We start from the raw sequence: 22219 nt of genomic DNA on the forward strand, positions 1-22219 counted from the left end.
GTCTTGAAAATGAAAATGCGCCTACAATCCATTCTATTTCTGATTATTATAGTTGTTGCAAGTTCCTGTGGACAATTTAACAAGCTTGAAAAAAGCACGAATTGGGAGGAATTATACGCAGGGGCAAACAAATACTATCAGGAAGGTGAATACAACAAGGCTATCATTCTTTACGATAAAGTTCTGCCTGTAATCAGAGGAAGTGAGAAGGCCGAATTGGCTGATTATAATTATGCCAATTGTCACTTTAAGACTAAAAGGTATATAGAAGCTGCTGGATATTTCAGCAACTTTTATAGGACCTATAATAGGTCTCCCTTGGCAGAGGAAGCTTTATTTATGAATGCATATGCATTGTATCTAGATGCCCCTGATGCTAACCTAGACCAGCAGAGTTCTCAGGAAGCAGTCGCTGCTATTCAGCAATTTGTCACGAAATTCCCATCATCAGCAAGTTACGAGCGGGCTATGGATATGCTGGTTGACTTGCAGGGTAGATTTGAAGAGAAAGCATACATGGAATCATCTATGTATTATAGACTTAGAGACGGATTATATCCAGGTGATTACTATCGTGCCTGCATTATTAACTTTCAGAACTTTGCAAAAGATTATCCGGAAAGTAAGCATAATGAAGAACTTGCCTATAAACTAGTTGAGGTAAGCACAGGTTATGCAGAGAATAGCACCTTTTCCAAGAAAGAAGATAGATTAAAGGATGCTCTGGGATTTGCAAGTACATTTTATCGTAGGTATCCAAGCAGTCCGTTCACAGGAAAGGTGAAAGAATTTGAAGAAGAAGCAAAAGCAGAACTGGAGGCACATTCAGTTTTGAAAAAAGAATACGCAGATCGCTTGGCTGAGCAAAAAGCAAAAGCTTTAGAGAACAAGCCGCTGGAAAAAGTAGAAAATAATTAGAACTTTAATCAAATAAGAATATGGCAGTTAATCCATCCATCATTACAAGAGATCTTGATAAAATCGCTGACAAAACCGGTAATATCTATGAGTCTCTTCATGTAGTAGGGCAGAGAGCAAAACAAATCTCCAATACGTTGAAGGAAGAGTTGAATAATAAGCTTTCCGAGTTTGCTTCTACTGTAGACAACTTGGAAGAGGTATTTGAGAACAAAGAGCAAATTGAGATCTCTAAGTTTTATGAAAGAATGCCTAAGCCAAGCACCCTTGCTATGGAGGAATTCATTGAAGGTAAAGTTTACCATAGACTACCAGAAGAACCTACAGGCGAATAATCTTATGGGCCTTAAGGGTAAGAAAATCATTCTTGGAGTGACTGGTAGCATAGCTGCTTACAAATCTGCCTTTCTTACTCGTTTACTAATCAAAGCTGGAGCAGAAGTGCAAATCATCATGAGCGCTTCTGCTTTTGATTTTATTACTCCGCTCACCTTAGCTACGCTTTCCAAAAGACCTGTACTTAGTCAATTTCAAAATGATAATACAGGAGTCTGGACCAATCACGTAGAGCTTGGGCTTTGGGCCGATTTATTTTTAGTCGCACCGATAAGTGCGAATACCTTGTCCAAATTTGCCAATGGCATCTGCGACAATCTACTTTCAGCCACCTACCTTTCTGCTAGATGTCCTGTGATGATAGCTCCGGCGATGGACTTGGATATGTATCAACATCCCTCAGTTCAGTCAAATATTCAAAAATTGAAATCCTTTGGTAATATTCTGCTAGATGCAGAATCTGGCGAACTAGCCAGTGGCCTATCAGGCCAGGGAAGAATGATGGAGCCAGAGAATATTTTATCCAAGGTCGAAGACTTTTTCTCCAGCAGAGAGGATTTCTCTGGAAAGAAAGTTTTGATTACTATGGGGCCTACCCAGGAAGCACTTGATCCTGTAAGGTATATTAGTAATCATTCCAGCGGAAAGATGGGCTTAGCTCTAGCCAATGCCTTTCTTGCAAGAGGAGCAGAAGTATTTGTGGTTTCAGGACCAATTTACTTGACCGTCAATAAAGCAGGGGTTCATTGGAATGATGTGACATCAGCTAAAGAAATGTATGAAGCTGCATCAGAGATCCATAGCCAAGTAGATATTTGTGTTTTTGCTGCGGCAGTAGCTGATTATGCACCTTCTGAAGTCGCTCCTGAGAAAATAAAGAAAGACAATACTTCGCTTTCTATTTCTTTGGTGAAAAATGTTGACATCGCAGCAGAATTAGGTGCTAGAAAAAAGCAAGGTCAAATACATGTAGGTTTTGCATTAGAAACGGAAAATGAGGCTGAAAATGCGAAGATTAAGCTTTCAAAAAAGAACCTTGACTTAGTTGTTCTCAATTCTATGAAAGAGTCAGGAGCTGGTTTTCAAGTTGATACTAATAAAGTACATATTTTCCATTCATCTGGACTGTCCGTACAATCTGAGGTGGCGCCAAAAAATCAAATCGCAGATTTAATTCTTGATCAAATCAAAAATATCCCAGTTTGGGTTTAAGCTTCGTTATTTACTTAATTTTAAGTCAATGAAATTGAGTGTTTTTCCGTTAACTTATTATTAGGCTAAAATTTATCCGGTGATATTCTTCCAATTCGTTATCTGGATGTGCTTCTGAAGATTAATATAAGACATGAAAAAAGGAATAATCCTTCTTATTCTTTTTAGTTACTCACTAATTGGTTTTACGCAAGAGCTGAATTTTACTGTAATAATCAATAGTGACCGAGCTAGAATCCAAAATACTGATGTGTTTAATCAGATGAAAACCAGTTTTGAGCAGTTTCTCAATGGTAGATCCTGGACAACAGATGAGTTTCGTCCCGAAGAAAGAATAAAAGGGAATTTACTAATCACAATAAATGATGTTCCTCAGGTAGGGACGTATAATGCAACGGTTCAGATTCAGACAGTAAGACCTGTTTATGGTACTAATTACGAAAGTTTGGTTTTCAATTTTGCAGATAGAAACTGGAGTTTTGATTACATAGAATCTCAGCCGCTTGAATTCAATCGCTTTACCTACCTGAACAACATCAGTTCCCTACTGGCATTCTATGCACAGATCGCGTTGGGAATGGATTATGATTCTTTTGAAAGTAGGGGCGGAAGTGAATTTTTCGCTGCTGCTAATGATATCGTGAATAATGCACAACAATCAGGAAGGCCTGGTTGGACTCAGAGTACTTCTGATCGTAGAAATCGATATGCATTGAACAATGATATTTATACTTCATCAGTCTTTTCCGTAATCCGTGATGCTTATTATTTGTACCATCGTCAAGGAATGGATATTCTGCAGGTTCGGCCTGAAGAGGCTTATGAAAATATGCTTGAGGCAATGCGTATTGTAGCGAAAGCCAACAAGACTCAGCCGAATGGAATCTTTGTAATTTCATTCATGGATGCCAAAAGTGATGAGATCACTTCGATTATGAAAAATGCATCTCTTGAGATCCGGACAGAAATTGTCGAGTTACTTTTGGAAGTTGATCCTAATAATGCCAGAAAGTACAATGAGTTGCTGAAAAGCTAACTTCGATTTTTTAGTTTTGCCCAAACGTAAACTTAACTATGCTCAAATCTCTTAGCATTTCTAATTATGCTCTGATAGACCAGCTGCACATGCAGCCTAGTCCTGGACTTAGTATGATTACCGGTGAAACTGGCGCAGGTAAATCCATCATGCTGGGCGCCGTGGGACTTCTTTTGGGAAATAGATCTGATACAAAAGTTTTGCTACACGCTGATAAAAAATGCGTTATCGAAGGTGTTTTTGATGTGGGTAGTTACGGCTTAAAGGAGTTCTTCGACCAAGCAGAACTTGACTATGAGTCTACTTGCATCATTCGTAGAGAGATTAGCCCAGCGGGCAAATCACGGTCATTTGTAAATGATACACCTGTGCTGTTGGATGCACTGAAGACATTGGGAAGCTTTCTTATGGACGTCCATTCCCAGCATGATACTTTGCAGTTAGGAGAAGGTAGTTACCAATTAAAGTTGATTGATGCTTTTGCTCAGACTCAGGAAGAGATAAAGCAGTACAAATCTGATTATAGAGCTTTTCAAAAATCCCTGAAAGAATTTAACGAGTTAAGTAAAAAAGCCTTAGAACTTCAAAAGGAAGCTGATTTCAATCAGTTTCAATTGGAAGAGTTAAGCGTTTTAGGATTGAAACAAAACGAGCAGTCCGACCTGGAATCTACTCAGGAAATCCTTGAAAATGCAGAGGAGATTAAGCTGAAGATCAATGAAATGCTGAATCTTTTTCAAGATGAGCAATTTGGGATCAGCCAAGCTATGTCTCAGATCCAACATGGTATGCAATCTTTGGAAAGATTGGCACATGTATTTTCTTCTCTGAAGGAGCGTTTCCATGCGGTAAACATTGAATTAAAGGATATTGAAGAAACACTTGGCAGCGAGGAAAGTAAGGTGGAAGTTGATTTTGAGAGGCTGGATGAAATCAGGGAGAGGCTAAGTAAAATTTATCAGCTACAGAAAAAACATGGAGTTGATACCATAGAAGAATTGATAGAGCTGGAAAAAGAATTAGCTGATAAAGTATTTCAGGTCCAAAATCTGGACGAAAATCTCAACAAAGCTAAATTGGAAGTAGAGGAAAATAGAGAGAAGGCTTATAACTCTGGAAAGGCTCTCAGTAAAAAGAGACAGGATAGTTTTGCAAGTTTTCAGAGTTCACTGGAAAGTTTATTGGCTGGGTTAGGCATGGAGAATTCTAGGATTGTAATGGAGCATAAATCCATCGAGCCGATAGCGAATGGCATGGATGAAATTGACCTGCTTTTTTCTGCTAATAAAGGTTCATCACCACAACCATTGAAGAAAGTGGCTTCCGGTGGTGAATTTTCAAGATTGCTTTTTGCAATCAAATATTTGATGGCTGATAAAATGGCCATGCCTACTTTAATTTTTGACGAGATCGATACAGGGATATCCGGGGAAGTTGCCCTGAAGATGGTTGGGATGATGCAGGATATTTCAAAGAAGCACCAAGTGATTTGCATCACCCATTTGCCTCAGGTGGCTGGACAAGGAGATTTACATTATTACGTTTACAAGGACAATTCTTCTGAAAAAACAGTGAGTAAGATAAAGTTACTAGATCAGGAAGATCGCGTGTTGGAGCTTGCCAAAATGATTTCCGGAGCTTCTCCTTCAGCTTCTGCTATAGAAAGTGCCAAAGAGTTGTTGCGGCGTTGATGTGGGCAATCCATCAATGGCGGAGCTTGAATGATTATTTTTTCCTATTTTTGGGCAATATTTTTGAAAATAACCCCCTAGCTATATGCCAGAAAATTTGCTAAAAGGAAAACTGGGAATCATCACCGGTGCTCTTGACGAGAACTCAATTGCATGGAAAACAGCGCTTAAAGCGAAAGAGCAAGGCGCAAAATTCGTTTTGACTAATGCACCTATCGCCATGCGTATGGGTGCTATCAATGACCTTGCAAAAGAATGTGATACCATTGTGATCCCAGCAGACGCTACCAGTACTGAAGATATCGAGAAATTGTACACTGAGGCAAAAGAATACCTTGGAGGAAACTTTGATTTCCTACTACATTCAATCGGAATGTCACCAAACATCAGAAAAGGAAGATCCTATGGTGATTTGAACTACGATTGGGCTATGAAGTCTTACGATGTTTCTGCCATCTCATTTCATAAGATGATGCAGGTTGCTGAAAAGCAGGATGTGATGAATGAGTGGGGATCGATCGTCGGGCTTTCTTATATCGCAGCGCAGAAAGTTTTTCCTTTCTACACAGATATGGCTGATGCCAAAGCATTGCTTGAAAGTATCGCTCGTGGATACGGCTACAGATTCGGCAAGTTGAAGAAAGTTCGGGTGAATACTATTTCTCAGTCTCCTACCAAGACAACTGCAGGTACTGGAATCGGTGGATTTGATTCATTTTACAATTTTGCGGAAGCGCTTTCTCCACTTGGAAATGCTTCCGCTGAAGCTTGTGCAGAATACATTGTTACCATGTTTTCAGACTACACTAGATTAGTTACCATGCAAAACCTATTTCATGATGGTGGTTATTCCTTTACTGGGATTTCCGAAGATATCATGGAGAAGTTTAAGGATTTGTAATATTCATGCATTATTGCCTACAGAAAGCCCTTTGATTTACCCAGAGGGCTTTTTTTAACCTGCAGCTCGTAATTTTTTCATTTTATGTTGTGGCTTTTTGGTTTATCTTATGAGATTAAACCACCACTATATGAAAAAAAGATTTTTACTCCTAGCCATAGTTGGCTTCTTACTATCCCATTCTTCTTTCTCACAAATAGATCCAGCGCCAAACCGAAGTGAAGGGGATGGTCAATATGGTCGTTTGATTTTGAGAGGGGTAATCTTGATTGATGGCACTGGGGCACCGCCCGTAGGTCCAGTAGATATAGTGGTAGAGAAAAATAAAATCGCCCAAATACAAGTTGTTGGTTATCCTGGTTTGCCTATCAATGACAGTAGGAGACCAAAGGCTGGTCCTGACGACAAAGTTTATGAATTGGAAGGACATTATCTATTGCCAGGATTTGTGGATTCTCATGCTCACATAGGAGGTAGAGGTCAGGGTACTCCAGCGGAATATGTGTTTAAGCTGTGGCTGGCTCATGGTGTCACGACCGTTCGGGATCCTTCAGCAGGGAATGGACTAGACTGGGTATTGGATCAGAAAAAAAGATCATTAGCCAATGAAATTACCGCTCCCAGAATTTACGCTTACACTGCTTTTGGCCAAGGTGCTGAAACTGCAATAACAACTGATGAGCAGGCGAGAGCTTGGGTAAATGATAATGCAAAGAAAGGTGCCGACGGAATCAAGTTTTTCGGAGCAAATCCAGAAGTAATGGAAGCGGCAATTTCGGAAAACAAGAAAATAGGATTGCGATCGGCTATGCACCATCAGCAATTAGATGTTGCCCGTTGGAATGTGCTGAATTCTGCCAGAGCTGGACTGACTTCTATGGAACATTGGTATGGATTGCCTGAGGCACTATTTGAAGATAGAACAATTCAGGATTTCCGCTTGGACTACAACTACCAAAATGAACAACATCGTTTTGCTGAAGCAGGGAAACTTTGGAAGCAAGCTGCTAAACCCGGATCTGAACACTGGAATAAAGTTATGGATGAATTGCTTGAATTGGATTTTACACTTGATCCTACTTTTAATATTTATGAGGCAAATCGAGATCTGATGCGTGCTAGAACAGCTGAGTGGCACCAAGCATATACTTTACCATCTCTTTGGAGGTTTTATGCGCCGAGCCGTCAGTCACACGGCTCTTATTGGTTTGACTGGACTACCGAAGAAGAGGTACAATGGAAAGAAAATTATCGGCTTTGGATGACTTTTATTAATGAATATAAAAACCGAGGCGGTAGAGTAACGGCAGGATCAGATTCGGGTTTTATATATCAACTTTATGGATTTGCATATATCCGTGAGCTCGAACTGCTACGAGAAGCTGGATTCCACCCTTTGGAAGTTTTACGTTCTGCCACACTTGCTGGCGCAGAACTACTCGGTGCTGAGAAGGAGATAGGATCAGTAGAGGTAGGGAAATTGGCTGACTTTGTTATTTTGGAAGAAAATCCTCTACAAAACCTAAAGGTACTTTATGGTACAGGATCGATAAGAATCGATGAAAATAATAAACCAATACGGGTAGGGGGCGTAAAGTATACGGTGAAAGATGGAATTGTATACGATGCTAAGAAACTTTTGGAAGATGTAAAAGCTATAGTGGACAAGCAAAAGGAAGAAGAAGGTGTAAACATCACTCAGCCCGGATTAAATTGGTAAAAAGGAATCGAATTTTTAGCCAAGAAAGTTTGGATAGTACAATCAAAATAAACAGTTAAAATGTCCAAGATTAATGTTAACGGAGTTGATATTTTCTATACGGATCAAGGAAATGGAGAGGAGACAGTTGTCTTTTCGCATGGATTACTCTGGAGTCATAAAATGTTTGCTGATCAAATTGGATTTCTTCAATCACGTTTCCGGGTGATTGCCTATGATCATCGAGGACAGGGGCAAAGTGAAGTAACTGGACCTTTTGATATGGACACACTTGCAGAGGATGCAAAGGAATTTATCAAGAAATTATGTAATGGGCCAGTGCACTTTGCAGGTTTATCTATGGGAGGTTTTGTAGGAATGAGACTTGCCTCCAGATTTCCAGAGTTGATCAAAAGCTTAGTACTTATGGAAACTTCTGCAAACTCCGAACCTGTAGAGAACTTGCCTAAATACAAAACCTTAAATGGAATAGTGAAATGGTTAGGTATAATCCCACCAGTTTCCAGCAAGGTCATGAAAATTATGTTTGCTGAAAGTTGGCTTAGGGATCCAATGAATTCAGAGAAAATTGATTTTTGGAAGTCAGAATTAAAATCAAATAACCGAACTATTAGTGGAGCCGTAGAAGGGGTGATATATAGAAAGGGAATTGAAAATGAGCTTGGAGGAATCACGTGTCCCACTATGATAATTGTGGGTGATGAAGATGTCGCGACGACTCCTGTCAAGGCAAAGTTTATTCAGATGAGTATTCCTAAGTCCAAATTGCATACAATTCCTGGCGCCGGGCATTGCAGCAGCATTGAAAAGCCAAAGGAGATTAATCGGTTAATTGGCGATTGGCTGATTGAGAGGAGTTAAATCTTATTTGTATCTGTTGCTCTATTTATTCAAAAGACCTCATTTGAGGTCTTTTTTCGTTTTTTCTAAAAAAAGTTTTAATCAATTGAAACCTTTTTCTACATTTACATGTATATACATTAAATACAAAAACAAATGATATGGGAAGTCTTGAAGAAGCAATCAAACAAAAGGAGTTTAAGGACCCATACAATAAGTTAGTGGTTAATTTACTCTATACTCAAAGCTATTTGGTATCCGCTCAGAATGGGATTCTAAAGCCATTTGACCTTTCTCCTGAACAATATAATGTCTTAAGAATTCTAAGAGGTCAAAACGGTGTTCCTACTACAGTCTCTTCTATTCAGGATAGAATGCTAAATAAAATGTCTAATGCAAGCAGACTGGTGGATAAACTTAAATCCAAGCATTTAGTGGAAAGAAGAGAATGTCCAAGTGACAGACGCCAGGTCGATATTTTAATAACTGAAAAGGGACTGAAGATGCTGGATGATCTTCAAAAAAGTATGGAGGGTTTTAACAGTCAGGTGGTCAATCTTACGAAGGATGAGGCAATTTTGATGAATAACCTCCTCGATAAATTAAGAGGGTAAAAAATTTTACAAAAATACGTGTCTATACATTTAATATTAATACAAACAAATTTTAACTAAATAACAAAAATCATGAGTACTACAAAATGGATTATCGACCCTACACACTCTGAAGTTTCATTCAAAGTAAAACACTTGGTTATTTCTACAGTGACAGGTTATTTCAAAGATTTCGAAGGAACTGCGGAAAGCGATTCTGATGATTTCGACGGAGCAGCAGTATCATTTTCTGCTTCAATTGATAGCATCAATACAAACCAGTCGGATAGAGATAACCACTTGAAATCAGCTGATTTCTTTGATGCTGAAAATCACCCTAAATTGACTTTCGAAGGTAAGATTGTCAATGAAGGCGGAGATTACAAATTAGTTGGAGATCTGACTGTAAGAGGTAACACTAAACCACTTACGCTGGATGTAGAATTTGGCGGCATAGCTGGTGATCCTTATGGACAAACTAAAGCTGGATTTGAGATCGAAGGTAAAATCAGCCGTAAAGAATATGGTTTGACTTGGTCACCAGTTACTGAAGCTGGTAGCGTAGTTGTAAGTGATCAAGTTCGCTTGATCCTAAGTGTGCAGCTTGTAAAGCAGGCTTAAAGTATTAACTCTTCGAGTTTAACAAAGCTCGAAGAGTTTACTAATTAAATAAGCTAACAGAGTTAGAACTCTGAATAAACCTTTCTATTTAAACATTTTCCCTAACACCCATGAAACCATTAATCACTGGAATCCACCATATCACTGCGATAGCTGGAAACCCTCAAGCAAATATTGATTTCTACACTGGAATTCTTGGATTGAGACTGGTGAAAAAGACTATCAATTTCGATGCTCCTGGTGTCTATCATTTCTATTTTGGAGATGAGTTAGGAAGACCAGGAACTGTATTTACCACATTCCCTTTTACTGGAGCCCGAAAAGGAGCCAAAGGAGCTGGTGAAGTCACATACACCGCGTTTTCAGTAGCTGCAGACTCTTTGGAATATTGGATTGAGCGGCTTAAAAAATATGGAATTCCCGTCTCTGATGTGTTGACTCGATTTGGAGATCAGTTAATTCGATTTGAAGATCATGACAGTATGGGCATTGAATTGGTGGCGAATGATGAGGATGATAGAACAGGCTGGTCTTATGGGCAGGTGCCAATTGAGAATTCGATAAAAGGATTTTATGGAGCGACGTTAAATCTAAAGTCAAAGGACTTGACTGAAAAGTTGCTGACTGAGCACATGGATTACCACTTTATTGGAGAGGAAAACGGCAGATTCCGATATGGTACAGCTGGGAAGCCAGGAGATATTGTGGATATAGTGATTGATAAATCTGGAAGTCGTGGCATGCAAAGTGCCGGAACAGTTCATCACATTGCTTTCCGCACAGAAAATGCTGCTTCGCAACTTCAAGTTCAAGAGTTGCTGATGAGAAATGGCTATCAGGTGACAGAGGTGAAAGACAGAAATTACTTTACATCCATCTACTTCCGCGAACCAGGAGGAGTTTTATTCGAAGTTGCTACTGACGAACCAGGATTTGCAATTGATGAGGATGAAGCGCACTTGGGCGAGTTGATCAAACTGCCTGAATGGGCTGAACCAAATCGCAAAAAACTTGAAGAGAGTTTGATTCCAGTAAAATTAAATGTTGAGTCTTATGCCTAAGATAAAAACGGCCGGTATTCCCTTGGATCAAGCAAAAAAAGCTGCCATTCTAATTCACGGTAGAGGAGCAAATGCAGAGAGTATCCTTTCGCTTTCCAAATATTTGAATCTGAATGAATATGCGCTTTTGGTACCTGATGCGAAAGGGGGGACTTGGTATCCTTACAGTTTCATGGCTCCGGATGAGGCAAATGAGAAAGCGTTAAAAGAATCATTAGCCACTATTAAAGATGGTTGGGATCAAATTGCTGCTGCTGGTATTCCTTCGGAAAACGTCGTATTTATTGGCTTTTCCCAGGGAGCTTGTCTCAGCCTTGAGTTTGCTGCGCATAATGGCCAGAAGCTTGGGGGAGTCATTGCTTTCACGGGAGGTTTGATAGGTGAAAGTATTCAGGAGCAGAAATATTCAGGTAATTTTGATGGGACTCCCATCTTTATTGGAAGTAGTGAGCGAGACTTTCATGTGCCGCTTTCTCGCATAAATGAATCAGAAACCCTACTGAGCAGGATGGGGGCAAAAGTAAAATTGCTAATATTCAAGGACTCAGATCATACCATCCGTCAGGAGGAAATTGATTGGGTAAACAGAAATATATTGTAAATAGGTTTTCTTAATTCAAAAAAAACTCTGGCACATTGTCAGAGGTTTTTTTTGTGTCAAAAAGAATAACTCACTTGGGAGCCAAGCTCAGGATCGAGTTCTACGCTTGCAAAAACACCGATTTCCTGTTGTAGATCTTCCACGTGACTGATGATTCCTACGATCCTGTTTTCGTGGCGAAGTGATTTAAGGGTTTCAAAGACCACCCGAAGGGCATTTTTATCCAAGGCACCAAAACCCTCATCCATAAAGAAGAAACTCTGGTCAGCTTGGTTAAGGGCTTTTACTTTTTCTGCCAAAGCCAAAGCCAGGCAGAGCGAAGCTTGGAAAGTCTGACCTCCAGAGAGCGTTTTGAGTAGGCGTTTCTTGCCTCCATTCAAATAGTCAATTACCCAGAAAGTATTGTTATCGTCAATTTCCAGGCTAAGTCGATTTTTGCAGAGTTTCATAAAGCGCACATTCGCCGTATTGCAAAGCTCCTTCAGGTAAATAGAACTTACGAATTTTACGAAACCACTGCCTCGAAATAGATTGTCCAATTCTTTGAGATAGCTTTCTCTGATCTCAAGTTTGGCGAAGTCAGCCTGCAAACTTTTCTTTTCAGCTAATTTTAAGCTGGCTTCCTGGATTTCCTTATCAAGTAATAAGACTTGATTTTGGAAAGATTCAGCGTTGGTTTTAAAATTTTCGAAGGAAGTAGAAAGCTCCTGAAATGCTTGTTCCTGAAAATCGGCAACACCTTTTTCAGCTTCGAGTTCCTGAAGTCTATTTTCGGCGATGTCATGCTTACGATCAAAGTCCGCGATATCCCGAGCTACCTTCTCTGCATCCAGTGAACGCTGGAATAAGCTGATCAATCGCTCCTCTTCTTGGAATCCATGCTTGATTTTCAAACCTTCAAAATCTGCTGTTAGCTTTTCGAGCTTTGTCGAACTCTGATCGCGAAGCTGAATGAAATTTGATAAGTCGGCTAAGTTTTTATCCGCTACACTACGTTTTTCTCGCAAATGCTTTTGCTTTCCTTCCAGTGATTGCATTGCATCTTCTATGTCTTTTTCCACTTTATCTATCGCAAATCGGATTTGCTCAGATTCTTTGGTGAAAAACTGCTTACAGAAAGCCATATCTCGGATTTCTTCTTTTTTCGAGGAAATATTGGAAAGTACGGATTGCAGTTTCAGCTGTGCCTGCTGCAATTCCTTTTCAGATTGATCAATCGAAATGCGCTCTGCATCCCAGTTTTTGCGAAGGGATTTTACTTCTTGGATCAGCTTTTCCCGACTTTGAGAGCTGCTTTCTATTGCCTGAATTTTCGAAAGTAGCGCTTCGTGAGATTCTATTCCCTCTTTAGCTAAAGTAGCTTTTAAAGTGCTGAGGTTTTGATTCGTTTCTTGTAATTCCGCGATTTTTAAGGTACTATTTTTTTGATTGTTTTCTAAATGAAATGTCAACTCTCCGAAACTGGATTTAGAAGTTTGAATCTGATCTAAAAACACCTTTGCTTCCTGAATTTCACGATCTTTTTGGGCTAAGGTATTTTCATCATCGCCTTGAAGTGGACTTGGATGATCCAAAGATCCACAAAGTGGACAAGGCTCTCCGTTATGAAGCAAATGAACATGCGCAGCAAGTCCTTGCTTTTGCATCAGGATATCACGCTGTTTCTCCAGTTTTTGAATAGTTGATTTCTGGGTTGTTAACCAATCTTCGAAAGAGTCTTCTTTAGCAGGAATAGTGCTTTTCAGAGCTTCCAATTTTTCTTCGATTCGCCTTACTTCTTTTGCTAATTCATTCTCCTCGGATTGCAGTCTGCTCAATTGAACTTCGAGGGTTTTCCAGTCTTTGGCCGAGCTAATAAGGTTTGCCAATTGTGAGCTGTCTGTTGAACTTATCTTTTCCGCCTCAGTTTCTAGCTCAGCAATTTTTGTTTCTAATGCCTTTTGAGCCTCTTTTTTAGTCTTTATTGAGGGTTGCAAATTGAGCAGCGTGGCATTCGCAGCTTCTCGCTGAGTTTCTATGGATTGGATTTCTATGACTTTTTTCAAATCACGGATTTTTGCTTCCCTTATTGGTCGCTCCTGATTCTTTTTTTTGAGCTCTTCCTCCTCTTTTTCCAGATCTGCTACTTCTTTTGCAAACTCTATCTTAAAGCGCTCACAGTCAATCACGCTTACTTTATACTTTTCCAGGTCAGCTTTGGTGTCACGAATCAGATCCCAAACAGGGCGAAGATGGGTCTTGGCTTTGATGAATTCAGAATGTAGCTGTCGCTGTTTTTCAATTTCGGGACGTTGAAGATTCAAACTCTCTCTCTCAGTTCTGAACTTCAGCAATTGCTGGTTTTTAGCTCGCAGGTTTTCTTGAAGCCGAATTTCAGTTTCAGCACTTTTTAGCTTTTGCGAAGCTTCAGTTGCCTGGGTTTTTAGCACAGAAAAATGACCTTGCTTTTCTATAAGCACTTCTTCTGAATATTCTTCCAAGCCCTGCAATTGAGTTTCCAAACGGATTTTCTGCTCTTTAACTGCTTTTACAAGAATTCTTGTTTTTTCCTGAAGATCAAAACGCTCCAGACCAAAAAGCTCCTTCATCATCTTAGCCTGATCCAAAGGTTTTTGATCGATGAAATCTCGGAATTTGCCTTGCGGAATAATAACTGTCTGCTTGAAATGATTTTGTTTCATTCCAATGATATCCTCTGCGCTGGTATTGATAGGTACCCAATTGTTGTTTGATTTTATATAAAATGTGTGCCCATCAAATTTTACATCATCGTAGTTTTTCTTATTTCTTTTGAGTGAATATCTAGATAAATAGGTGTTTACATTATTTTTCCCTGCACTAAATTCGAAAGAGATAAGGAGTTGATCACTTTGGAGATTGACCATGCTATTCTTTTCCCCGCGATCTGAAAGGCGTTCTGTACTCCCATAAAGAGCTAAAAGAATCGCTTCCAGGATGGATGATTTTCCACTTCCCACTGCTCCGAAAATTCCAAATAATCCTGCCGTAGTCAGCTTATCAAATTCTATAATCTGCTTCTCTTTGTAGGAATACAATCCCTTAATTTCAAGTTTAATAGGGATCATGCTTCGTCGTTTTGGCTGATGACTTCCTTGAAAATTGTGAGCAACTCTTCATTTGGCTCCTGGCCTTTATCACTTTCGTAGAAAAGTTTGAAAAGGCTTTCCATATCTTTTCCTAGGTCTTCGACCTGAAGACTGGAGTTTTCCCGACCCAAAGGATTTTTGATCTGCGGAATCAAATTCACAATACCATCGTGGGCTTTCATGATCGCTTTTCGGGTAGCGGCTTCAATAGAGCTTTCGGTGATGTAAGTCAATTCTACAAAGCAGTAGGGGTTTTCTTCAAGCCATGCTAAGGTGTCAGGCAGATTATTAAAGGTTTTTCGATAAAGCGGTCTTCCTTCCTTTAAACCGACAGGCGTATACCTAACTGGCTTTCCAGGTTCAGCTTCGATGATAACCACTTGCTTTTGCTGGTCAGCTTCGCTGAAAGAATAGGCGAGAGGCGAACTGGAATAAACAACTGGACAATGATCATGTCCGACTGCATGGTAGCGATGTAAATGCCCCAAGGCCGCGTATTGGATTTGGGACGGAATATTTCTGGTGAAAAGAGCCTGTGTTCCGCCCACATGGAGAATAGGTCGTTCGGACTCAGGTTCTGGCTCAGGTTTTTCACCTTCTTTCATAAAGAAAAAGTGTCCTGCAAAGATATTTATACCTTGCTCATCGCAATATTGATCCGCTATTGTACTCCATTTTGCACCCATCAGATTGCGGAATTCCTCCTCACGGTCACCTTCGCCTAGGTAGGTTTTCATAGAAACCTCATTAGCATAAGGAGCTAAAATTATCCGGATTGGAAAATCAATTTCGGGTAGCTTCATCTCCACAAAACCTGTAGCGGATTGGCTGATTTCTATGCCATTATCAAGCTTACCCACAGGAATTACTGTGTCATATTTTCCATAAAAGAAAATCCCCATCTCTCGAGCCAGCGGATCCGGAGCCTCGACAAACTGTGTGCTGTCATGGTTTCCTGAGATGGCTATAATGGGTCTTTTACCTCCTTTTGAGAGCCTTCGTAGTGATTTATAAAGTAATTCTACGGCTTCATGACTTGGATTGAAGGTGTCAAAAATATCCCCTGCCAGCAAAACCATATCTACATTTTCCCGATCTGCTATCAGTTGAATTTCTTCAAGAACCAATTTTTGTTCCTCCAGTCTGGAGAATTCCTGAAGTCTTTTTCCTAGATGCCAATCTGCTGTATGGAGAATTTTAATCATGCTTTTCATCAAAAATGAATTTTAAAATATATCTGGTATCAGACTTGTGACACGTAAAGAGCGGCGCCAAAGATGATTGAAACTGCTATTCCCGCTACTTCGGTCACCTGCCTTTGGGCTTGGGTTCTACGAAATAAAGAAATGGCATCATTTAAGATAATTATATAAGTGTATAACTAAGTTACTTCAGTAGATTACTTGCTGCAAGCAATTTGATACAATTGACATTAATTGGCATCTTTATTGGAACGGCAAGCGATAATCCGGGTCATCCTATGTGGAATTGGTTTATTCTTTTAGTAGCTACAATCATGTCAGAGCCAACTCAGCCTGAGCTGGTTCCTGATGCCTTGCTTATTCAGGAAGGAACGGCGAGTTTTTACGGTAGAAGATTTCATTTAAAGAAGACCTCCAATGGTGAGATTTTTCATATGGATAGCCTCACTGCGGCTCACAAGACTTTGCCTTTTGATACAAGGGTCAAGGTAACACGGATCGATACGGGAGAATTTGTTTGGGTGAGAGTCAATGATAGACTTCCGAAAAACTCAAAGAGGACTATTGATCTTTCCAGAAAAGCAGGTACGGAGCTAGGCCTAATCAAAGACGGGATAGCTCCTGTGCGCATCGAAGTGGAAAGTCCGGAAGAAATCAATCGCCTTATTGATTACTTTGGGGAAAATGCACCTGCTACTATGCGCTTACGACCTGTAGTACATGCTATTAGTCCGCCTGTTGTAGAAATTGATAATTCTATAACATTTTTTTAGAATCGTTAACACTCCTTTGACAAAAAGCATTTCCTCATTGAAAAAGTAGTTAGTTTCTTAACCATTGAAATATATTACTTCAATGAAAAACTCTACTCTGTTCTTTTTTGGTTTTTTGATTGCCCTGATTTCTTCCTGTGGAGAGGAATCTGTTGAGGAAAGTAGAATACATGAAAAAGTCATTGATTTTGAAAAGTTATAAAAACTGATTCATTGATTTCACCCAGAGAGTTGTTTTCGGAGGCTGATTTTATCTTATTGAAAACTCCTGATTCATTAAAAATCACGATTGCAAGTAAGATTCGGGAAATAGGAGATAAGCTTTTTATTCTAGATCAGAAGAGGAGCGTTGTTTTTGCTTTCGACAAAGTCGGAAACTTCCTAGGCTTAGTTGGGAATCGAGGAGAAGGTCCTGAGGAGTTTGATGAGGTCACTGATTTCGATGTTTATGAAAATCAGATTTATATTTATTCAAGAGGGGATTTTTCTGTTTATGTTTTTAATGCTTCAACTTTCGAATTTGTCCGTACAGTTAAATTTGAAGACTGGGGAGCACAAATAAGTGTTTTGAATTCAGAGAATTTGGCTTTGTACTCTTATTTGATTGAAGGAGAAGATCAATTTAATATTAATATTTATAGCCCAGATGGAGTATTGCTAGACAAAAAAATGGCCTATGCCGAAGATGGAAACTATCAGGCTATGAATTACACAGGTTTTATTAATGGGAATTACTATACGTATCCTTTATCCTCTATAATTTATAAGATTGTAGAGGGATCCGAAGTTGATTCTGCTACATATGACATAAATTTCCCTGGCAGATTTTCGGAGTCTTCCACCTCTAATTATATGGCATTTAAGGAGAGTGAAAGAAATAAACGTAATCAGAATATACTGACCAAGTTCGAGCTCGGTGGGAAGGGTGAATTTATCTGTTATTATCACTTTAGGGAAGGATTATCAAATGGCTACACCTTGGGAGTAAGATTGTCAAGTGGTCAAAAGTTTGGGCATTTGAATATGAAACATGCCGCAAAAGGGAAATTTGATGATGTGTATCTTCAAATGTTTTTCAAAGGCCCTTATAATATGGCATCCTATTCACAGGAATCTGCGCGTTTTTTCATCGCTTCAAATATGGAAAGCGTAGGCATTTATCAAGATTACATAGTTGATTTTATCAAGTCTGGTTCTGTTTATGATGAGGAATTGCTTAACATATTAAAGCAGACAGATTTGGAAGAGACGATCGTGATGAGTTTTAAACTGAAAAATAGTTTGTAGAAGATTTTGATTTTTCTCATTTAAGGAAATCATCTTACCGAGATGGCTAATCAATCCAAAATCAATTCTTCGGTAGGTCAATCAAGCAGATTAATCGATTTTTTTCTTAATTCATTTACTTTTTTTAACACCCTTTCGGCAATAATCATTTTGACATTGAAGAATAAGTTAGTTTCTTATTAGCTGAAACTACTATTTCAATGAAAAACTCCACTCTCTTACTTTTCGGTTTTTTAATAGTTCTTTTTCCATCTTGCCAGGAAGAAAAGGAAAAAGTCGAAGAAGCTCCAACAGAATCCTTTAGAAACGAAGTCGCTGCCACAGAAGTGAATATCGCTACTGCTGAGCGCAAAAGCTTTGATTATCTCATTAATGCAACAGGGAAACTTGAGGCCGGTTCCGAGGTATTAGCAGTAATCGAGCAGGCCGGTTATCTCTTAGAAGTAAATGTTCAGGAAGGGCAGTACGTCAAAAAAGGGGATGTTATTGCAACACTGGATCTTACTGAAGCAGAGTTTAACTTGGAAAAGGCGAAGATTTCACTCAGGAATGCTAATGCTGAATATGAATCCATGAAGATGGGTTTCGCGACTTTGTTTGAATCTGACAATACAGACCAAAAGGCTGTAGTTGATGAGCAACTTAGGGCCAAATCGGGCGTTTTCCTATCAGAAGTAGAGCTCAAAGAAGCTCAGATGGCATTTGATAGAAGTGTAGTGAAAGCTCCTATTTCTGGTCAAGTGGCCGATCTGATGTACAAGGCTGGAAGTTTGGTCACAGCAAATACGGAGCTTTGTCAGATTCTTGGTACAAATGAGTTTATCCTTAAAGTAAAAGTACTGGAATCCGATATCAGTCTTATTTCCATCAACCAAAAAGTAGAAGTTTATCCTATATCCAATACCCAAACTGCTCTAAGCGGAAAGGTTACCGGCATCAATCCCAAAGTAGATGAATCTGGCCTGGTTCAGGTATCAGTAACCCTAGCTGCAAATAAAGCCTTGCTTCCAGGTATGAATGCAAGAGCCATTATTCGAGCTCCACAAAATAATTCCCTGGTAGTTCCAAAGGATGCTTTGGTCTATAGATCTGGACGAGCAGTAGTTTTTTCTATAGAAAACAAGGAGTCAAAGTGGAACTATGTAGAGGTGGGCAAGGACAATGGGGAAGAAGTGGAGATTCTCGATGGACTTGAGGAAAACAGCACAGTAATCACCTCCAATAATCTTCAACTAGCGCACCAAGCACCGGTTCAAATTATAAAAGAATAAGCGATGGTTAGATTTTTACTGTCCCGGCCGATTGCAGTTTTTATGACTTTTATGGCGCTGATGGTTTTTGCATTCATCGTCTTGCGAACGCTACCGATTTCTCTTTTGCCGCCTATCGATGTGCCACAGATCGTGGTGAAGGTTAATTATCCCAACGCATCTCCTGAAGCGATCGAGCAAAATGTCTTGAACCCTATCCGTGAAGGACTGATCACGCTGAATGGCTTAGAGGAAATGGATTCCAAAGCAGGTTCTGAAGTTGGCACCATCCGATTGACATTCGACTACGGTACCAAAATGGAGCTGGCATATATTGATGTCAATGAAAAAATAGATAGACTAACCAACGGCCTTCCGGAGGATCTAAGCCGACCGGAAGTCATCCGGATCAATACCTCAGATATCCCGGTAGCTCGTGTACAAGTCGTGCCAAATGAGGGTGTCGATGAAGTAGAAGTAAGTTTGCTTGCAGAGAATGTCCTGAAAAAAAGGATTGAGCAACTGCCTGGAGTTTCGCTGGTAGATATCAATGGGAAAAAGGAGCGGATCATAACGGTGAAGCCAAATGAGGAGGCTCTATCTGCACTGGGGATGACTCAGCAAAATGTGATCGCTGCGATTCAATCGGGTAATTCTGAGCTTCCCGGAATATCTGTGAAAGATGGACAATTCCGCTATTATTTGCGGCTGGCTACCAGAGTGGATACCCCTAAAGATATTGAGACATTACCTGTGGCCGCTTCTTCAGGAGTGATTATTCCTTTGGGAAAATTGGCAGAGGTAAGCTATGAAAATCAGGAGACGCTAGGTTACCATCTGTATGGAACTCAGGAAAGTCTTGTAATTACGGTTCATAAGCAGGCTTCCGCCAAAATGAATGAGCTTATTCCAGAGTTGAAAAAATCATTGGAATTGTTCAGGCAAGATTATCCACAAGTAGGATTTGAGCTGACGCAGGATCAGTCGAACCTTCTGAATGCTGCCATTTCCAATTTGGAGACTTCTTTGCTTTTCGGAGGTGTTTTCGCATTTGCAGTACTTTTCCTATTTATGAAAGACTATAGACTTCCCCTCATTATAGGCGTTAGTCTCCCGTCCTCCTTGCTGATTTCTTTCCTGATTTTTTACTTTTTCGATCTTTCTATCAATATCATTTCTCTATCTGGTTTGGCGCTTGGTATTGGGATGCTGATTGATAATGCAATCATCGTGTTGGATAATATTACCCGTAAGCGGGAAAGTGGGTTGCCGCTTTTTGAAGCATGTGTGGAAGGGGTCAATGAAGTCATGGGAGCACTGATCAGTTCGGTGCTTACTACCTTGGCGGTATTTGTCCCACTGGTTTTCCTTAGCGGGATTTCCGGAGCATTGTTCTTCGATCAGGCTGTGGCAGTGACTGCCATATTATCCGTATCACTTGCCGTGGCTTTTATCCTGCTGCCGATGCTTTATTTCCTGATGTTTTCGCGAAGCAAAAAGGCTTATGACGATGGGGAAGGTGCGTTTTTCAGTAGAATATTAGGACTGTATGAAATTGGCTATCGCAAAATCACGGGAAATAGGAAAGTGGCAATTCTGGTATTTCTGTTGTTGATCCCAATAGGTTTGGCTGTTGGTATTTTGCTAAAAACCACTGGTTTGCCGGAGATAGAAAAACTGGATGCAACGCTGGAAGTGGATTGGAGCGAGCCAATTTCTGCAAGAGAAAACAGAGACAGAGTTCTGGCTCTTTTACAAACCCTGGATGGCAAATATGAGCAAGCTGAAGCGGATGTGGGAGTCAAACAGTTTTTACTTTTTGATGGGGAGAATTCCATTCAGCAGTCCTTGCTCTATTTTCTATTTCCTACCGTAAAAGAAAAGGTATCTGCGATTCAGGTTTTGGAAGCTAATCTCAAAGAAAATTATCCGGAAGCAGCTTTTACACTCGGTGATGCACCAAATGCTTTTGATCAGCTATTCAGTTCCAATATGCCTTTTTACGAAGTGAGATGGAAAGATCTGACTGCCAAAGAACCTGTGTCTGAGGAAAAAATGGATCCTTGGCTTAGCCAATTTCCAACCCAAGAATGGGAGCGTGGACCTGGTCTGCAAAAAGAGGCTTCGGTGGTTTTTACGCTTCGGGCGGATAAAATGGCAACCTATCAGATCCCTGTAGATTTGATCCAAGAGCAGATCTCCAAGCTTTTTGGAAGCTATACCATCACAGATATCAGAAGATTTGGGGAGATTACTCCCATCCGTCTGAAGGAGCCGAATGCTCGCTTTGAAGACTTGCTGCGCAATACCCGAGTAATCGCTTCCGATACTACTTCTTACATTCTCGGTGAATTTGTAGAGTATCAGTATGAAGATCATTACAAATATGTAACTGCAGATAAGGGAGGGATCTTTCAATCGCTAAATGTCACTGCTGAGAATCCTGATGATCAGTTGAGTGAATACCTCCGCTGGGGTCAGGATAAAAATCTAGGTGTGAGTGTAGTGGGTCAGTACTTTAAAGACAAGGAAAACATCCGTCAGCTGATTGGTATATTATTGATTTCAGTCTTGCTTCTATACTTTATCTTGGCTGCGCAGTTCGAGAGCTTTATCCAGCCATTGATCGTTGTATTCACTTTGCCACTTGGTGTAGGTGGTGCGTTTTTAGTTCTTTTTATTTTTGGAGCTTCGCTCAATGTTATGTCTGCTATCGGGTTGGTGGTGATGCTTGGAATCATGGTGAATGATGCTATCCTGAAAATAGATACTATCAATAGACTTCGTGTAGATTTCGTAGAGTCAGATACTGTTTCTGCTGCTGAAGCGCTGGAAATGGCACTTCACAAAGCAGGTCAGATTCGTCTGAAACCAATTTTGATGACTTCGATTACTACGATTTTGGCATTGATTCCTATTGTATTCAGCAGTGGTTTGGGAGCAGATTTACAGCGTCCTTTAGTATTTGCAGTGATAGGTGGATTGACGATTGGTACGTTGACGGCTTTATATTTTGTCCCATTAGCTTATTGGTTTACTGTTTCCAAGAAATCTTTGAAAGCAACCTAGC

General features: G+C 40.0%; 18 protein-coding genes. 16 read left to right on the forward strand and 2 right to left on the reverse strand.

Annotation, left to right across the window (positions count from 1 at the left end; translation table 11 throughout):
* Window positions 1–15: 15 nt before the first annotated feature.
* The 12 genes from bamD to AACZ73_RS09380 all read left to right on the forward strand — a co-directional run bounded on the left by bamD (window position 16) and on the right by AACZ73_RS09380 (window position 11530).
* Window positions 16–918: an outer membrane protein assembly factor BamD gene (gene bamD / locus AACZ73_RS09325; RefSeq protein WP_339877287.1), complete on the forward strand. Its 903-nt coding sequence runs from the start codon at window positions 16–18 to the stop codon at window positions 916–918.
* A 20-nt stretch (window positions 919–938) separates the two neighbouring features.
* Window positions 939–1253, forward strand: coding sequence for a DNA-directed RNA polymerase subunit omega (locus AACZ73_RS09330; protein WP_339877288.1), 315 nt, complete (start codon window positions 939–941; stop codon window positions 1251–1253).
* 4 nt (window positions 1254–1257) lie between these two features.
* A complete protein-coding gene (gene coaBC, locus AACZ73_RS09335; RefSeq protein WP_339877289.1) occupies window positions 1258–2466 on the forward strand; it encodes a bifunctional phosphopantothenoylcysteine decarboxylase/phosphopantothenate--cysteine ligase CoaBC in 1209 nt (402 codons plus the stop codon).
* Between the two features lie 133 nt (window positions 2467–2599).
* Entirely contained in the window at window positions 2600–3502 is a 903-nt protein-coding gene (locus AACZ73_RS09340) for a DUF4835 family protein (RefSeq protein WP_339877290.1), read from the forward strand.
* Window positions 3503–3540: 38 nt separating this feature from the next.
* A complete protein-coding gene (gene recN / locus AACZ73_RS09345; protein ID WP_339877291.1) occupies window positions 3541–5193 on the forward strand; it encodes a DNA repair protein RecN in 1653 nt (550 codons plus the stop codon).
* Between the two features lie 85 nt (window positions 5194–5278).
* Window positions 5279–6094, forward strand: coding sequence for an SDR family oxidoreductase (locus AACZ73_RS09350; RefSeq protein ID WP_339877292.1), 816 nt, complete (start codon window positions 5279–5281; stop codon window positions 6092–6094).
* A 130-nt stretch (window positions 6095–6224) separates the two neighbouring features.
* Window positions 6225–7814 (forward strand): amidohydrolase family protein, encoded by a 1590-nt coding sequence (locus AACZ73_RS09355; protein WP_339877293.1) that lies wholly within the window; start codon window positions 6225–6227, stop codon window positions 7812–7814.
* A gap of 60 nt (window positions 7815–7874) precedes the next feature.
* The gene (locus tag AACZ73_RS09360) at window positions 7875–8675 is read left to right on the forward strand and encodes an alpha/beta hydrolase (RefSeq protein ID WP_339877294.1); all 801 of its coding nucleotides are present in this window, start codon (window positions 7875–7877) and stop codon (window positions 8673–8675) included.
* Window positions 8676–8815: 140 nt separating this feature from the next.
* Entirely contained in the window at window positions 8816–9268 is a 453-nt protein-coding gene (locus tag AACZ73_RS09365; RefSeq protein WP_339877295.1) for a MarR family transcriptional regulator, read from the forward strand.
* A gap of 72 nt (window positions 9269–9340) precedes the next feature.
* Complete coding sequence (locus AACZ73_RS09370) at window positions 9341–9868, forward strand: YceI family protein (protein ID WP_339877296.1); 528 nt, start codon at window positions 9341–9343, stop codon at window positions 9866–9868.
* A gap of 110 nt (window positions 9869–9978) precedes the next feature.
* Window positions 9979–10929 (forward strand): ring-cleaving dioxygenase, encoded by a 951-nt coding sequence (locus AACZ73_RS09375; protein ID WP_339877297.1) that lies wholly within the window; start codon window positions 9979–9981, stop codon window positions 10927–10929.
* On the forward strand, window positions 10922–11530 hold the full coding sequence (locus AACZ73_RS09380) for a dienelactone hydrolase family protein (protein WP_339877298.1): 609 nt from the start codon (window positions 10922–10924) through the stop codon (window positions 11528–11530). The genes AACZ73_RS09375 and AACZ73_RS09380 overlap by 8 nt, the downstream gene beginning before the upstream one ends.
* A 56-nt stretch (window positions 11531–11586) precedes the next feature.
* Here the strand turns inward: AACZ73_RS09380 and AACZ73_RS09385 are convergent, their stop codons facing one another.
* Together AACZ73_RS09385 and AACZ73_RS09390 are read right to left on the reverse strand one after the other, a co-directional pair.
* Entirely contained in the window at window positions 11587–14616 is a 3030-nt protein-coding gene (locus AACZ73_RS09385) for an SMC family ATPase (RefSeq protein ID WP_339877299.1), read from the reverse strand.
* Window positions 14613–15842: an exonuclease SbcCD subunit D gene (locus tag AACZ73_RS09390; RefSeq protein WP_339877459.1), complete on the reverse strand. Its 1230-nt coding sequence runs from the start codon at window positions 15840–15842 to the stop codon at window positions 14613–14615. The genes AACZ73_RS09385 and AACZ73_RS09390 overlap by 4 nt, the downstream gene beginning before the upstream one ends.
* 311 nt (window positions 15843–16153) lie before the next feature.
* Here AACZ73_RS09390 and AACZ73_RS09395 point away from each other — a divergent pair, with 311 nt between their 5' ends.
* The 4 genes from AACZ73_RS09395 (at window position 16154) to AACZ73_RS09410 (ending at window position 22218) form a co-directional block, all read left to right on the forward strand.
* Window positions 16154–16612: a septal ring lytic transglycosylase RlpA family protein gene (locus AACZ73_RS09395; protein ID WP_339877300.1), complete on the forward strand. Its 459-nt coding sequence runs from the start codon at window positions 16154–16156 to the stop codon at window positions 16610–16612.
* 213 nt (window positions 16613–16825) lie between these two features.
* Window positions 16826–17899: a 6-bladed beta-propeller gene (locus tag AACZ73_RS09400; RefSeq protein ID WP_339877301.1), complete on the forward strand. Its 1074-nt coding sequence runs from the start codon at window positions 16826–16828 to the stop codon at window positions 17897–17899.
* Window positions 17900–18099: 200 nt separating this feature from the next.
* Entirely contained in the window at window positions 18100–19170 is a 1071-nt protein-coding gene (locus AACZ73_RS09405) for an efflux RND transporter periplasmic adaptor subunit (RefSeq protein WP_339877302.1), read from the forward strand.
* A 3-nt stretch (window positions 19171–19173) separates the two neighbouring features.
* Window positions 19174–22218, forward strand: coding sequence for an efflux RND transporter permease subunit (locus AACZ73_RS09410; protein ID WP_339877303.1), 3045 nt, complete (start codon window positions 19174–19176; stop codon window positions 22216–22218).
* The last annotated feature ends 1 nt before the right edge of the window (window position 22219 follow it).

Source organism: uncultured Algoriphagus sp. (assembly GCF_963974835.1).
In the GTDB taxonomy this organism is placed as follows: domain Bacteria; phylum Bacteroidota; class Bacteroidia; order Cytophagales; family Cyclobacteriaceae; genus Algoriphagus.

Bases quoted from the DNA above. Each gene is read 5' to 3' on its own strand.
- bamD (WP_339877287.1), top strand. From the start codon at position 16: ATGCGCCTACAATCCATTCTATTTCTGATTATTATAGTTGTTGCAAGT.
- AACZ73_RS09330 (WP_339877288.1), top strand. From the start codon at position 939: ATGGCAGTTAATCCATCCATCATTACAAGAGATCTTGATAAAATCGCT.
- coaBC (WP_339877289.1), top strand. From the start codon at position 1,258: ATGGGCCTTAAGGGTAAGAAAATCATTCTTGGAGTGACTGGTAGCATA.
- AACZ73_RS09340 (WP_339877290.1), top strand. From the start codon at position 2,600: ATGAAAAAAGGAATAATCCTTCTTATTCTTTTTAGTTACTCACTAATT.
- recN (WP_339877291.1), top strand. From the start codon at position 3,541: ATGCTCAAATCTCTTAGCATTTCTAATTATGCTCTGATAGACCAGCTG.
- AACZ73_RS09350 (WP_339877292.1), top strand. From the start codon at position 5,279: ATGCCAGAAAATTTGCTAAAAGGAAAACTGGGAATCATCACCGGTGCT.
- AACZ73_RS09355 (WP_339877293.1), top strand. From the start codon at position 6,225: ATGAAAAAAAGATTTTTACTCCTAGCCATAGTTGGCTTCTTACTATCC.
- AACZ73_RS09360 (WP_339877294.1), top strand. From the start codon at position 7,875: ATGTCCAAGATTAATGTTAACGGAGTTGATATTTTCTATACGGATCAA.
- AACZ73_RS09365 (WP_339877295.1), top strand. From the start codon at position 8,816: ATGGGAAGTCTTGAAGAAGCAATCAAACAAAAGGAGTTTAAGGACCCA.
- AACZ73_RS09370 (WP_339877296.1), top strand. From the start codon at position 9,341: ATGAGTACTACAAAATGGATTATCGACCCTACACACTCTGAAGTTTCA.
- AACZ73_RS09375 (WP_339877297.1), top strand. From the start codon at position 9,979: ATGAAACCATTAATCACTGGAATCCACCATATCACTGCGATAGCTGGA.
- AACZ73_RS09380 (WP_339877298.1), top strand. From the start codon at position 10,922: ATGCCTAAGATAAAAACGGCCGGTATTCCCTTGGATCAAGCAAAAAAA.
- AACZ73_RS09385 (WP_339877299.1), bottom strand. From the start codon at position 14,616: ATGATCCCTATTAAACTTGAAATTAAGGGATTGTATTCCTACAAAGAG.
- AACZ73_RS09390 (WP_339877459.1), bottom strand. From the start codon at position 15,842: ATGATTAAAATTCTCCATACAGCAGATTGGCATCTAGGAAAAAGACTT.
- AACZ73_RS09395 (WP_339877300.1), top strand. From the start codon at position 16,154: ATGTCAGAGCCAACTCAGCCTGAGCTGGTTCCTGATGCCTTGCTTATT.
- AACZ73_RS09405 (WP_339877302.1), top strand. From the start codon at position 18,100: ATGAAAAACTCCACTCTCTTACTTTTCGGTTTTTTAATAGTTCTTTTT.
- AACZ73_RS09410 (WP_339877303.1), top strand. From the start codon at position 19,174: ATGGTTAGATTTTTACTGTCCCGGCCGATTGCAGTTTTTATGACTTTT.